This is a genomic window from candidate division KSB1 bacterium, assembly GCA_034506255.1.
GTDB lineage: Bacteria > Zhuqueibacterota > Zhuqueibacteria > Zhuqueibacterales > Zhuqueibacteraceae > Coneutiohabitans > Coneutiohabitans thermophilus.
Genome location: JAPDPX010000008.1, coordinates 74,518 through 87,846, shown reverse-complemented (window position 1 = coordinate 87,846; position 13,329 = coordinate 74,518). Strand labels below are relative to the sequence as shown.

The 13,329-nt window shown below is 60.7% G+C and carries 13 protein-coding genes and 2 pseudogenes; 12 read left to right on the top strand and 3 right to left on the bottom strand.

The window, feature by feature from the left end:
- Positions 1-26 precede the first annotated feature (26 nt).
- The 12 genes and pseudogenes from ONB52_16910 to ONB52_16855 all read left to right on the top strand — a co-directional run bounded on the left by ONB52_16910 (position 27) and on the right by ONB52_16855 (position 11,410).
- Positions 27-1,529: a Na+/H+ antiporter subunit D gene (locus tag ONB52_16910; protein MDZ7417815.1), complete on the top strand. Its 1,503-nt coding sequence runs from the start codon at positions 27-29 to the stop codon at positions 1,527-1,529.
- 2 nt (positions 1,530-1,531) lie between these two features.
- Positions 1,532-1,999 (top strand): Na+/H+ antiporter subunit E, encoded by a 468-nt coding sequence (locus tag ONB52_16905; GenBank protein ID MDZ7417814.1) that lies wholly within the window; start codon positions 1,532-1,534, stop codon positions 1,997-1,999.
- Entirely contained in the window at positions 1,996-2,283 is a 288-nt protein-coding gene (locus ONB52_16900) for a cation:proton antiporter (protein MDZ7417813.1), read from the top strand. Before ONB52_16905 ends, ONB52_16900 begins: the two co-directional genes overlap by 4 nt.
- The gene (gene mnhG, locus ONB52_16895; GenBank protein ID MDZ7417812.1) at positions 2,267-2,680 is read left to right on the top strand and encodes a monovalent cation/H(+) antiporter subunit G; all 414 of its coding nucleotides are present in this window, start codon (positions 2,267-2,269) and stop codon (positions 2,678-2,680) included. Before ONB52_16900 ends, mnhG begins: the two co-directional genes overlap by 17 nt.
- A 91-nt stretch (positions 2,681-2,771) precedes the next feature.
- Complete coding sequence (locus ONB52_16890; GenBank protein MDZ7417811.1) at positions 2,772-3,869, top strand: calcium/sodium antiporter; 1,098 nt, start codon at positions 2,772-2,774, stop codon at positions 3,867-3,869.
- 34 nt (positions 3,870-3,903) lie between these two features.
- Positions 3,904-5,016 carry a site-2 protease family protein gene (locus ONB52_16885; GenBank protein ID MDZ7417810.1) on the top strand — a complete coding sequence of 371 codons (1,113 nt, stop codon included), beginning with the start codon at positions 3,904-3,906 and terminating at the stop codon, positions 5,014-5,016.
- A 62-nt stretch (positions 5,017-5,078) separates the two neighbouring features.
- Positions 5,079-5,408, top strand: a pseudogene (locus ONB52_16880) (sodium-dependent bicarbonate transport family permease).
- A gap of 234 nt (positions 5,409-5,642) precedes the next feature.
- Complete coding sequence (locus ONB52_16875; GenBank protein ID MDZ7417809.1) at positions 5,643-6,959, top strand: hemolysin family protein; 1,317 nt, start codon at positions 5,643-5,645, stop codon at positions 6,957-6,959.
- Positions 6,960-7,016: 57 nt separating this feature from the next.
- On the top strand, positions 7,017-7,661 hold the full coding sequence (locus ONB52_16870) for a hypothetical protein (protein MDZ7417808.1): 645 nt from the start codon (positions 7,017-7,019) through the stop codon (positions 7,659-7,661).
- 13 nt (positions 7,662-7,674) lie between these two features.
- Entirely contained in the window at positions 7,675-8,046 is a 372-nt protein-coding gene (locus ONB52_16865; GenBank protein ID MDZ7417807.1) for a DUF423 domain-containing protein, read from the top strand.
- 310 nt (positions 8,047-8,356) lie between these two features.
- The gene (locus tag ONB52_16860) at positions 8,357-9,037 is read left to right on the top strand and encodes a rhomboid family intramembrane serine protease (protein ID MDZ7417806.1); all 681 of its coding nucleotides are present in this window, start codon (positions 8,357-8,359) and stop codon (positions 9,035-9,037) included.
- Between the two features lie 525 nt (positions 9,038-9,562).
- Positions 9,563-11,410, top strand: coding sequence for a (Fe-S)-binding protein (locus ONB52_16855; GenBank protein ID MDZ7417805.1), 1,848 nt, complete (start codon positions 9,563-9,565; stop codon positions 11,408-11,410).
- A gap of 189 nt (positions 11,411-11,599) precedes the next feature.
- Here the strand turns inward: ONB52_16855 and ONB52_16850 are convergent.
- The 3 genes and pseudogenes from ONB52_16850 to ONB52_16840 all read right to left on the bottom strand — a co-directional run bounded on the left by ONB52_16850 (position 11,600) and on the right by ONB52_16840 (position 13,233).
- Positions 11,600-11,869, bottom strand: a pseudogene (locus ONB52_16850) (Smr/MutS family protein).
- A 440-nt stretch (positions 11,870-12,309) separates the two neighbouring features.
- The gene (locus ONB52_16845; GenBank protein ID MDZ7417804.1) at positions 12,310-13,026 is read right to left on the bottom strand and encodes an outer membrane beta-barrel protein; all 717 of its coding nucleotides are present in this window, start codon (positions 13,024-13,026) and stop codon (positions 12,310-12,312) included.
- 78 nt (positions 13,027-13,104) lie between these two features.
- Positions 13,105-13,233 (bottom strand): hypothetical protein, encoded by a 129-nt coding sequence (locus ONB52_16840; GenBank protein ID MDZ7417803.1) that lies wholly within the window; start codon positions 13,231-13,233, stop codon positions 13,105-13,107.
- Positions 13,234-13,329 lie beyond the last annotated feature (96 nt).

Sequence of the window (13,329 nt, the reverse complement as noted above, 5' to 3'; positions counted from 1 at the left end):
TTGATGAAGAAGGATCACCTCTGTTCATGAATGCTTTGCTGGTTTATCCCATTTTGATTCCCTTCGCCACCGCGATCGTCGCGCTGTTTTTTGGGAAAAACCCCCGCGTGCAGCGCGGCTTGCACCTCGCCGGTGCGGTGGCCTTGCTGGCGGCTGCCATCCGGCTGCTGGTGGCGGTTGGGCGTGCCGGCATTCAAGCCACACAAATCGGCAACTGGCCCGCGCCTTTTGGCATCACCCTGGTCGCCGATTTGCTCAGCGCCATCATGGTTGTGCTCGCCGGCTTGATGGGACTGGCGGTGGCCGTCTACTCCCTGTTCTGCATCGACGCCCGCCGTGAAGCGTTCGGTTATTATCCCCTGCTGCAAATTTTACTGATGGGCGTGTGTGGCGCGTTTCTCACCGGCGACCTCTTCAATCTCTATGTTTGGTTCGAAGTCCTGTTGATTGCCTCATTCGTGCTGGTGGCGCTGGGCGGCGAGCGGCCCCAGCTCGAGGGGGCGATCAAATATGTCACCCTCAACTTGATGTCCTCCGCCCTGTTTCTTGCGGCGGTCGGCATACTCTACGGTGTGGCCGGCACCCTGAATCTGGCCGATCTCGCGCGCCAGTTGAGCCTGCCCGACCGGCCCGGGCTGGTGCCGGCACTGGCCATGTTGTTTCTGGTGGCCTTCGGCATCAAGGCGGCGGTGTTTCCGCTGTTTTTCTGGCTGCCGGCGTCCTATCACACGCCGCCGCTTGCGGTGTCGGCGATCTTCGCCGGCCTGCTCACCAAAGTCGGCGTGTATGCCCTGATTCGCGTGTTCACGCTGTTGTTCGTGCAGCAGCCCGGCTTCACCCATCAACTCATTTTGCTGATCGCGGGCCTGACCATGATCACCGGCGTGCTGGGTGCCGCGGCACAACATGAAATCCGCCGCATTCTTTCCTTTCACATCATCAGCCAGATCGGCTACATGATTATGGGACTGGCACTGTTCACGCCCCTGGCGCTGGCGGGAACGGTCTTTTATTTGATCCATCACATCATCGTCAAGACCAACTTGTTTCTGGTGGCCGGCGCCGTGCATCATCTGCGCGGCAGCTACGAGCTTAAGCAATTGGGCGGCCTCTACCGCGCCGCGCCCGGCCTGGCAATTCTGTTTTTGATCCCGGCCTTGTCGCTGGCAGGTGTGCCCCCTCTTTCCGGATTCTGGGCGAAATTCGTGCTGGTGAAAGCAGGATTGCAATCGCAAGAATATCTTATCGTTTTCACTGCATTGGCGGTGAGCCTGCTGACGGTGTTTTCCATGATGAAGATTTGGGCTGCTGCTTTTTGGCAAGAGGAGGAGCCGGTGCAAGCCGGGCAGGCCGCAAGCACGGCAGGCGACCGCAGCTATCGCGGGCTGTTGATACCGGTGACGGCGCTCGCGGTGTTGACGGTGATGATTGGGCTGCTGGCCGAGCCGGTGTTTGCGCTGGCCGAACGCGCGGCCGGGCAATTGCTCAATCCCGCGGAATACATTGAAACGGTTTTGGGAGCAGACTGAAAATGCTGCTGCTCAATGTCTTTTTGGCGCTCGTTTGGGTCGCGCTGACCGGCGGCTGGAGCCCGGTCAATTTCTTCTTCGGCTTCGGCCTGGGCTATTTGCTGCTCTGGCTGGGGCGCGGCCATTTGGGCGCCGAACAGTATTTCGTGAAAGTGCCGCGCGTGCTCGGATTGTTGCTCTTTTTTATCTGGAAGGTGGTCGTCGCCAACGTCCGGGTTGCGATCAGCATGCTGTCGCCGCTGCGGCGCCTGCAGCCCGGCATCGTAGCGATCCCCCTGGAGGTCAAAACCGATGCGGAAATCACGCTGCTGGCGAATTTGATCACGCTGACGCCGGGCACCATGAGCCTGGATGTTTCCTCCGATCGGCGCGTGCTTTACGTGCACGCCATGCACCTGAAAGATCCTGAACAGTTCCGGCGGGACACCAAGCAGGGCTTTGAACGGCGTATTCGGGAGGTGTTCGGATGAATTTGCAGTCAATCATCTTCCTGTTCATCATGCCGGTGCTTGGCCTGGCGATCGTGCTGGCTTTCATTCGCCTGCTGGCCGGCCCGAGCCTGCCCGACCGCGTGGTCGCCCTCGATTTGATCACCACCATCGGCATCGGCATCATCGCGGCTTATGGCGTGGGCGCCGGGCAGCCGGTGTATCTCGACGTGGCGATCGTCGTGGCCTTGCTGTCCTTCGTGGGCATACTCGCATTTGCGGCATATGTGGAAAGGAGGCGATCCGAGGATGGCAGATCTGTTTAGTTTGATGCTCATGCTCACCGGTGCGGTTTTCATGCTGCTCGCCGCGGTCGGCGTTCTGCGCATGCCCGACCTCTATTTGCGCATGTCCGCCATCTCCAAAGCAGCCACGCTGGGTGTCATTTGCGTGCTGCTGGGAGCAGCCCTGCACTTCGCTGATTTTGCCATCAGCGCGCGCATCATCGCCATCGTCGTCTTTTTGATCCTGACCGCACCGGTGGCGGCGCATAAAATCGGCCGGGCCGCCTATCTCGCCGGCCCCGGCCTGTGGCGGGGAACCCGCTGGGATGAACTGAAAGGCCGCTATGATCATGAGCAGCAGCAGCTCGCCAGTGTGACGTGTGACCGGCAGGAGGCGGCAGGCTCTGCCCCGCCCGGCGATTCACCGCCGGCAGCCTGAAGCGGCGCAGACAAGCGTGGCAGACAGGACGGTATGCAAGACGGTGCCAGGTGGTGTGGCTTCACCAATATTTTGGGAGACGATGCGATTCATGAGCATGATGGTTTTGCTGCTGTTCGTCCTGGGTTTGGTTCTGTTGATCGTCGGTGCCGAGGCCCTGGTAAAAGGCTCTTCGCGCTTGGCAGCGGCGCTGGGCATTTCGCCGCTGGTGATCGGACTGACGGTGGTGGCCTACGGCACCGGTTCTGCGGAACTGGCGGTGAGCATCCACGCCGGCTTGAGCGGACAGGCGGATCTCGCGCTGGGCAACGTGGTTGGCAGCAATATTTTCAACGTGCTGTTCCTTCTCGGCCTCGCCGCCATCATCACGCCGCTGGTGGTGTCGCAGCAGCTCATTCGCTATGAAGTGCCGCTGATGATCGCAGTTTCCTTGCTGGTGTTGTTGCTGGCGCTGGACGGCAGACTGAGCCGCCTGGACGGGCTGCTGCTGTTTTCAATCAATGTCGTTTATGTTGTCTGGGCGATCCGCCAGAGTCGCCGGGAGAAGCAGCCGGTCAAAGAGGAATATGAACGGCAGTACGGCGCGCGCAGCCGTTCCCCGCAATGGTTGGTGAATCTCGCCCTGATCATTGCCGGCCTGGGCCTGCTGGTGCTGGGCTCGCGCTGGCTGGTCGAGGGCGCGGTTGTCGTGGCGCAGGCGCTGGGTTTGAGCGAGCTGATCATCGGCCTCACGATCATTGCGGCCGGCACCTCCCTGCCGGAGGTGGCGACCTCGATCATTGCCAGCCTGCGCAGAGAGCGCGATATCGCGGTCGGCAATGTGGTGGGCAGCAACATTTTCAACCTTCTCGCCGTGCTCGGGCTGGCCAGCCTGTTCGCGCCGCACGGGGTGAAAGTCCCACCGGCGGCGTTGCGGTTCGATATTCCGGTGATGATGGCAGTGGCATTCGCCTGCCTGCCGGTCTTCTTCACCGGCTTCCGCATCGGCCGCCGCGAGGGTGCGCTGCTCTTTGCTTGTTATCTGGCCTACACGCTGTATTTGATCCTGGATGCCACCGGCCATGATCGGGTCGAGGCATTCAGTCTGATTCTGTTCAAATACGTAACGCCCCTGGTCGCGCTCACGTTGATCCTGCTGGCGGCTCATGCCTGGCACCGGCGGCAGCACGGCCCGGCAGAAGGCGTTTGAACCCGGTGGAACTTGTTGCAAAGGAGAGAGGCATATGAAATGGTCATGGAAAATCGGAGAATTCTTCGGCATCAGTGTTTACCTCCACACCACCTTCCTGTTGTTGATCGGCTTCATTGCCGTGATGCACTGGCTGCAGGGCTACAGCCTGGCGATGCTGGTCTCCGGTGTCGGCTTCATTCTGGCACTCTTCGCTTGCGTGCTGCTGCATGAATTTGGCCACGCCCTCACCGCGAAGAAATACGGCATCAAAACACGCGACATCACCCTGCTACCCATCGGCGGCGTCGCCCGGCTGGAACGCATGCCGGATGATCCCCGCCAGGAATTGTGGGTCGCGCTGGCCGGGCCGGCAGTGAACGTGGTGATCGCCCTCGCCCTGTTCGTGTGGCTGCAGGCAACCAACACCTTCGAACCGTTCGCCGGTCTCACCGTCACCAGCGGCTCGTTCCTGGAACGGCTGATGATCGTGAATGTCTGGCTGGTTCTGTTCAACATGCTGCCGGCCTTCCCGATGGACGGCGGCCGCGTTTTGCGCGCTCTGCTCGCCACCCGCGCCGGCTACGCGCGCGCGACGCAAATTGCCGCGGGCATCGGCCAGGGCATGGCCTTCCTGTTCGGCTTCATCGGATTGTTTACCAACCCCTTTCTGCTGTTCATCGCCTTCTTCGTGTGGATCGGCGCCGCGCAGGAAGCCGGCATGGTGCAGATGAAAACCGCGGTGGGCGGCATTCCGGTGAAGCTGGCCATGCTCACCGATTTCCAAATGCTCTCCAGCTACGACACCCTCAACCGCGCCATTGAGCTGATTCTGGCGGGTTCGCAGCAGGACTTCCCCGTGGTCGACGACGGCCGGGTCGTGGGCGTGCTCACCCGCGGCGACTTGCTGATGGCGCTCGGCAAATTTGGCAAGGACGCGAGGGTGCGTGACGTAATGCAGCGCGAGTTCGAAACCGTGGAGGCCAACGAAATGCTGGAAGGCGCGATGGCCCGGCTGCAAAACTGCCAGTGCCACACCCTGCCGGTGCTGGACCAGGGCAAAATAATCGGCCTGGTGACCATGGACAATATCGGCGAGTTCGTCATGATTCAAAGCGCGCTGGCCGGCGGGAAAAGCCGCGGCTGGAAGCCGGCTTTTCAAAGTTGAGCCGGCCGAAGCGTTGCAACCCGGTTGCAAGCAGGACGACAAGCAGGCGCGCTCGTTTTTTTTTCCTGCTGGAGAGGGGAATCGTGGCTGTGCAGCGGCTGGTCGATCTGCGACATTGCGGGCTTTTTCTTCTGTTTTTTGGCGTGACCATGCCGCTGCTCTCCGCGGCGATGGGTGCCCTGACCGGCCTCTCCCAGGGTGGAACGGTGGTTCTGGCCACCATGGCAGCCAGTCCCTCCTACATCGCGGCGCCCGCCGCCATGCATATCGCCGTCCCCCAGGCCAATCCGACCTTGTGTCTGACCGCATCACTCGGCATTACCTTCCCCTTCAACCTGACCCTCGGCATCCCGATTTACTACGAGATGGCACGCCTGGCGCATGCCTTGTGAACGCGCTCCGCCCTGTCATCCGTGCTTTCCACCGTCTCGCTGCCGGCGCAGCTTTGCATGCTCGCCTCCGGCGCCACCCTGCACGTGCCCGCGGCACTCATCGCGCAGTATGTGGCCGGCACCCCGGCAAACCCATGCCGGCGCACGCGGAAGCAGGCCGGGCTTGTAATCTCCGCTCAACATGATTATCTTGAAATCATAGTCGCATGGCATTCACTTGTTGTGAGGGCGAGGATGGCGCTAGAAATCTTCATCATTTTCCTGTTGATCCTGCTCAATGGCATCTTTGCGATGTCGGAAACCGCCCTGGTTTCGGTGCGCAAACTCCGCCTGGAGCAACTGGCGGAGGGGGGCAATGAACGCGCCGCCGCCGCGCTCGAACTGGCCAACGACCCCAACCGCTTCCTCTCCACGGTGCAGGTGGGCATCACTTTGATCGGGACCATTGCCGGCGTCTTCGGCGGCGCCACTCTCGCCAGCGAGCTGCAACAGGCGCTGAATCTGATTCCATGGCTGCAACACCACAGCGAATCCGCGGCGCTGGCCCTGGTGGTTTTGGGAATCACCCTGGCCTCCCTCATTCTTGGAGAGCTGGTGCCCAAGCGCGTGGCGCTGCATTCCCCCGAGCGCATCGCCGCAGCCATGGCCTACACGATGCGGCGCCTGTCGGTGATCGCTTCCCCGGCGGTCCGTCTGCTGAGCTTCTCGACCGATGCGGTGCTGCGGCTGTTTCGCATCAAACCCTCCACGGAACCGCCGGTGACAGAAGAAGAAGTGCTGGCGATGATCGATCAGGGCGCGGAAGCCGGCGTGTTCGAAGAGGCCGAGCATCACATTCTCGACCGCGTCTTTCGCCTGGGCGACCGCCGCGTCAGCACGCTGATGACCCCCCGCAGCGACATCGTGTGGCTCGATCCCGATGATGCCATCGAAGAAATGCGCAACCGCATCGTAAGCAGCGGTTTCTCCCGCTTCCCCATTTGCCGGGGCAGCCTGGACAATCTGCTCGGCGTGGTGCGGGTGAAGGATTTGGTGGCCACCATCCTGAGCGGCCAGCCGCCGGATCTGCGGGCCGTCATGCACAAACCGCTCTTCGTGCATGAAAAAATGCGCGTCCTGCGCGTACTCGAGCTGTTTCGCACCTCCCGCACCCACCTGGCGATCGCCATCGATGAATATGGCGAGATTCAGGGGCTGCTCACTTTGAATGATATTCTGGAGGCGATCGTTGGGGATGTCCCCAATCTCGGGATGACAGCGCAGCCCCGGGTGGTGCAGCGCGAAGACGGCTCCTGGCTGGTGGACGGCTTCATTCCCATCGATGAATTCAAACAGCTTTTCCAATTGTCGGATCTGCCCGGTGAGGAGCGCGGGGATTACGAAACCCTGGGCGGCTTCATCATGGTGCACATGGAGCGCATTCCCACTCCCGGCGAATATTTCGAATGGGAGGGTCTGCGCTTCGAAGTCATGGACATGGATGGCAACCGCGTCGACAAGGTGCTGGTGAAATCCCTGCCGGCGATGCCGGCTGATTCCGGGCGCGCTTGAATTGGGCCGGCAGGCCGCGCCGCGGCCCTGTCAAAAAATTCAAAGAAGGAGAACAACATGAGAAGTCGAGTTCGGAGCAGGCGCAGGCACTGGCGCCTGTTGTGGGTGGTCGCTCTGCTGGCTTGCTCCGGGTGTGCCGCGCTGCAACAAATGCAGGACGCGCTCTTGAATGTGAAACGGCTGCAGTTCAAACTCGATGGCGTCGTGCCCGGCACGCTCGCGGGCGTGAGCCTGGCCAAGATCGATGATCCCGCCTCCTTGAATCTGCAGGATGGCATCCGGCTGACCTCGGCCTTCGCACAGAAATCCCTGCCCATGTCCTTTACGCTGAATGTCGCCGCCAAAAACCCCAACGACGGCAGCGGTGGCAGCCCGCAAAAAACCGCCGTGCTCACCGCGCTGGCGTGGACATTGAAGATCGATGACCAGGAAACGATCACCGGCGACCTCGGCGGCCCGATCGAAATCCCTGGCACCGGCCAGGCCACCATAATCCCGCTGCACATGTCGCTCGATCTCTATCAATTTTTCGGCGAGCGCGGCTACATGGAAGTTTTGAATCTCGCGCTCGCCATCGCCGGCAAGCAGGGCAACGCCGCGCGCCTCACCCTGGCCGCCACGCCCACCGTAACCGTTGCCGGCCTGCCGCTGAAGTATCCCGGGGCCATCCACATTGTGGACAAAGAATTCACCAATCCTTAAGTCGGAAGATGCCATGGCAAAACTCTGGCTGGTGCTTGCTGCTCTCTCTGGCTTTCTCAGCGTCGCATTGGGAGCCTTCGGCGCCCACGCTTTGAAGGCGACACTCGATGTGGATGGCCGGGAGATCTATGAAAAAGCGGTGCAGTATCAAATGTTTCACACCACCGCCCTGCTCCTGCTTGGGCTGCTGCAGAGCCACTATCCCGCGCTCCCGTTGCAACCCGCGGGCTGGGGCTTCGTGCTCGGCATGCTGTTGTTCTCCGGCAGTTTGTACCTCCTGGCGGTGACCGGCATGAAATGGTTGGCTGCGATCACGCCCTTTGGCGGCCTGGCATTTTTGTTCGGCTGGTTGTGGCTGGTCTATGCGGTGTGGAAAAATCACTGAATCACATCCGACGGCCCGCCCCAACACCACCTGTACATCCACCATCATGCCGACCTGCTTCGGGATGAGCGGCGGATGAATAGCTCGCGCCTTGCCTTCATAAAATCTTTTTCCGCGGGACTTCATTTTCGTGGGCGAAGCATTTCCCGAAGCCGCCAGGCGGCAAAATCAAATCGCCGGCGGTCGATCCCGACACCACCATGCCATTCCCCGACCCCGTTGCAGCCGGCGGCTTGACTTTTCAAAAAATCATCTGTAGGTTGCGCATGTCCACCGTTGCGCCATCTGTGCACCGCCGGAAGGAGCACTCATGATTCCTCTCAAAGATGACAATCCCCGCACGGCCTTCCCGATCATCAATACCCTGCTGATCATCGCCAATGTTCTCGTCTTCGTTCATCAAATCTCGCTGCCACAATCTGCGGGCCAGGCCTTAATCGACACTTATGGTGCCATCCCTCAAATCATCCTGCAGGGGGAAAAGATGGAGAGCCTGCTCAGCTCCATGTTTCTGCATGGCGGTTTCTTTCATCTTTTCGGCAACATGCTTTATCTGTTCATCTTCGGCGACAACGTTGAAAACCTGCTCGGTTCGTTGCGCTATCTCTTCTTCTATGCGCTCTGCGGAGTGGGTGCGGCGCTGGCGCATATCATGACCCAGCCCGATTCCGCCATCCCGATGGTGGGCGCCAGCGGCGCGATCTCGGGCATTCTCGGGGCCTACGCCGTAAGCTTCCCGCGCGCACGGGTGCTGGTGCTGTTGCCGGTTATTTTCATTGCCACCTTTCGCGTGCCGGCGTATTTGGTGTTGGGGCAATGGTTCGTGCTGCAGCTTTTCGCCGGCGTTTCCACCCTCGGCGCGACCGAGGGCGGCGGCGTGGCCTGGTTCGCCCACATCGGCGGCTTCGTGATCGGCATCATTCTGCTGCGTTTTTTCAAACCCAAAAAACGGTATTCGGATTATTCGGATATCGAAATTTTCTATCGCTGAAATGCAGCGGCGGCCGCCGGCGGGCTAATCCCCCGGGAACGTGCGGCGGAGCGCAGGCCTCCCCGACCAAAATTATTCAGAACCGCGTAGCCCGCAAAGCGCGCGAAGTTTGACCGGTTGGATCGCGACGCCCAACCACCCGGGGGAGGGTACAGAAAAAATTCTGCCGGCCAGCATGCGGTCAACTCCGGCAGGAGTGACCTGTTTGGCTCTCTTAAAAACCGCGCCCGAACCGGAGCATTTTGACAGGCCACTCCTGACGGCGTTTTGTGAACACGTCATTTCTTCTGGGCAACAGCGGGCTGGCAGACAAAATTCAGGAGGGTACTCTTGTTCGCGGACTTGGCGCCTTCGCAGTGAGAACAAGTGTTGTGCGTTTCTAAAAAGTTAGCAGCATTGAACAAGATGGCTGCGGCACCTCCCCACACGTAATGCAGGCATTACCGGCGGGGAGGGCGCGGCTTCCAGCGGGAGATGTTTGACAACATATCAGCCAGGGCAGTGGAACAACTTGAGGGAGTGGCCATGACCTTTGCGCCGTGGGAAAAAATCTTGCTGGCGGTTTTGCTGCTGGCGGCGGTGGCGTTGTTTGTCAGGGATTTCTCGCGCAGGCTCAAACAAATTCGCGCCGGCGCCGCCGACCGGGTGCGCACCGACCGCCCCGGCAGCCGGCTGTGGCGCACGTTCAAGGAAGTTTTCCTGCACACGCGCGTCATCGCGGCGCGGCCGGTGGTCGGCGTCATGCATCTCGCGGTGTTTCTCGGTTTCGTCCTGTTCGGCGCCGAGACGATTGATCACTTTCTCAAGGGTTTCGGGGTGCCGTTTCTCAAGGTTATTTTGGGCGAGCGGGTCGCAACCTTCAAAACCGTGATCGCGGTGATGGCGGTGCTGGTGACCGCCGGCATCAGCGGGCTGGCCTTCCGCCGTTTTGTGCTGGTGAAAATTTCGCCGGATCCGCGCTCGTGGAGCTCGGGGCTGGTGGCCCTCTTCATCGTGATTTTAATGCTCACCTACCTCAACAGCTTCCAGGCAAAGCCGGTGCTGGCCAAGGCAAACTGGTGGGCGCATACGCTCACCATCCTGATTTTTCCCTCGCTCATCCTGCGCTCCAAACACCTGCACCTGTTGCTCTCGCCTTGCGATATTTTTTTCCGCACCCACCGTTTGGGCGATTATCTGCCGCTCAATCTCGACCTGGACAGGCTCGCTGAAACCGATGAAGTCAAACTCGGGCTGGAGACGGTTGCGGATGTACCGTGGAAAATGCGGCTGGATTTTCTCACCTGTGTGGAATGCAAGCGCTGCACCGAGCAGTGCCCGGCGTGGAACAGCGGCCAGGAGCTGAATCCGCGCGGTTTCATTCTCGCCGGCCGGCGCGCGCTCGCGCTGCCCCCGGAGACGCCGGTGATCGGCAGCATCATCACCGCAACCGAGCTGGGGCAATGCACCAGTTGCGGCGCCTGCGAGAATGTCTGTCCGGTCGGCATCGAGCATCTGCAACTGCTGCTCGGCGCCAAGCGCGCGCAGGCGCTCGCGCTCGGCACCGGCATGGTGGCCACCGAGTTTCTTGAAAAGGTGGAGCAGTACGGCAACCCGCTGGCGGCGCGCAAGGAAGTGCGGGCCAGCCTGCTGCGTGAACTCGAACTGCCGCTTTACGAGAGGGGCAAAACCGAATACCTGCTCTGGCTCGGCTGTGTCTGGTCCTATAACACCGACATGCGTTCCAGTGTGGCGGCGATGGCGAAGGTTTTGAAGCAGGCACAGGTGAGCTTTGGCGTGCTGGCGGAGGAAAACTGCAGCGGTCATCACTCCCGCCGCCAGGGTGAAGAGATGCAATTCCAAACCCTGGCGCGCGCGAACCTCGCAGCCTTCGAGCACAACGGCGTGCGCAAAATAATCTCGCCCTGCCCGCATTGCCTGCACACCTTCCGGCGCGAGTATCCCACCCTCGCGCCCAATTTCAACGTGACGGCCGTGCATCACTCCGAGTTCATTACCGATTTGCTTGCCGCCGGCAGGCTGCAGTTGCAGCCGTCTGCCGCCAATGGCAAAAGACTGACCTATCACGACCCCTGCTATCTCGGGCGCTACGAGAAGGTCTACGCCGCCCCGCGGCAGGTGATCCGCAAGGCCGGTTTTCAAATCACCGAACTGCCGCGCCACGGCGAGCGCTCACTGTGCTGCGGTGGCGGCAGCGCCGGCTTTGCCCGCGAACAGAAAGTGGCCAAACGCGTCGATCAAACCCGCAAGGAGGAGATTGCCGCCTCGGGCGCGAAAATACTCATCACCGCCTGCCCGGAGTGCAAGATGATGCTCAACGCCGCGGTGGAGCAGACCAAGGATCTGGCGGAGCTGGTCGCGGAAAATCTCTAGCGCCCGGCCCATGAGCCCGAAGTCAACCGACTTGCCTTGCGGGCGTTGACGGGATGTGCAGGATCAAAAACCGCATTGGTCCCGCGGGACGGAGGACATCGTTGCCGGATGACAATGCCGATGGCTGTCCGTGATGGTTTGGCTGCAATTTTCCCCGTCCGGGGTGGGTGGAGAAGGTGAGGGCATCTCCCGCAAATGCACCACCGTCGCGCCCCAGCCGCCACCGCTGGCATCCGCCAACTGAAACGACACGACTTCCGGCAGCCTGCGCAACAGCGCATGCACGGTTTCGCGCAGTGCGCCCGTGCCTTTGCCGTGGATGAGGCGGACCTGCAGAATACCCCGTTCCCGGCAGGCCGCGAGATAATCAGTCACCAGCGCCTTCACTTCCGCCGGCCGGAAGGTGTGCAAATCGAGCACACCATCGATCGGGATTGCAACCGGAGCGTCTTCGTTCATCTCTCTGCCTGCCACACAACGTTCTCACCTGAATTTTGCACGTTGCACCCGGATTGAGCCTCTCCGCGAGAAACGCCGATGCCATCGCGACGCCCAACCACCCAAGGGGTGGGGCATAAAAAATTTTGCAGGCCAACGTGCCGTCAACTCCGGTAGGAGTGAACTGTTTTTAGTGAGGCTGCTTCTTGCATTTCCCAAAACTCCGTGAGGAGTGACCTGTTCAATTCTCCTCGAAAAGACCGCGCCAGATCATGGGAAATTCGACAGGCCACTCCTGACGGAGTTTAAAGGCACGCAAGCTTCCCATGTCTATAAACGGTTCACTCCTGACGGAGTTTTGTGAACAAGGCATTTCTTCCGGGCAACAGCAAGCCAGCATGCAAAATTCAAGTCTCGAGAGGAGGCCACGCGCCGGCGCGGCCTCCCCACAGAACCGGCGTTCAAAAACGAAAGACGGCACCGACCTGGATGGTAAAAAGATCCGTCTTGGAACGTTTGACCGCATAGCCAATTCCGCCGTCTTCCCGCCGCAGCGACGCTTCATTGAGATAATCCGCCTCCCCGCCCACCAGATAGCGCAGCCGCAAATCAAGCAACACTTCCCGGGTGCGGCCGAGTTTGCTGGACTCGTGCACGCGCAGCATCACCCCGCCGCCGCCGCCGTAGCTCAGCGCAACGTCATCCTGGTTGGTGGTGCCGGCCACTTCGGCGGTGAAAAAATCGCTATTTCGAATGGTCGTGCGCGTGAACAAATAGTTCAAGCCGAACACGCCCTCGCCATAGGGCCGCAGCGTGCCGACATTCGATTGCAGCCGCAGCAGCGCATGCGCAGTCAGGATGTTGTTGGTGGTGTTGACCTCGACGATGACATCGGGAATGGTGCTGCTGAAGGGCACAAAACGGCTTTTGTCGCCATAAACCAGGTATCCCACTTCCAACCCCACGAAGTAGGGATTGGTTTGCGGCGCATAGCCAATCTGGCCGGAGAGGCCCCAACCCGGCTGGTCAACATTGTCAGCAAACTCACCCTGGGGAATGCCCGCCAGCAAGTGCAGCCCGGCCTGGCCGTTTTGCGCCAGCGCAGCGGCCGGCAACGCAAGCATCATCACACCCCCACCCAGCAGAGCAGCAGCAAGCCGCCCAACAAGCGATTTCATGTCATGACTCCTTTTCGGGAAAACGTTACGCAAATTATCTGCAATCCATGCAGGCAGGAAACCTGCGTTCCAAAATCTTCAATCTTCGCGCTTGGCAGCCCGACCCGCTGCGGTGGCGTTGTCTGCGCCGGGTCTGGTCGCGCCGCCGCTGCCCGTGAGGGAGAAGCGTGCGGGATCGACGCCGGGCGCAGCGGGAGGATGCGACACGGCCTGCGTCCCTTGCCCGGCCACAGCTTGTTCCACTCTCACGGTGTGCCACCGCAGGACGAAAGTTTTTTGCTCAACAGCCGGAACTTCTGCGAG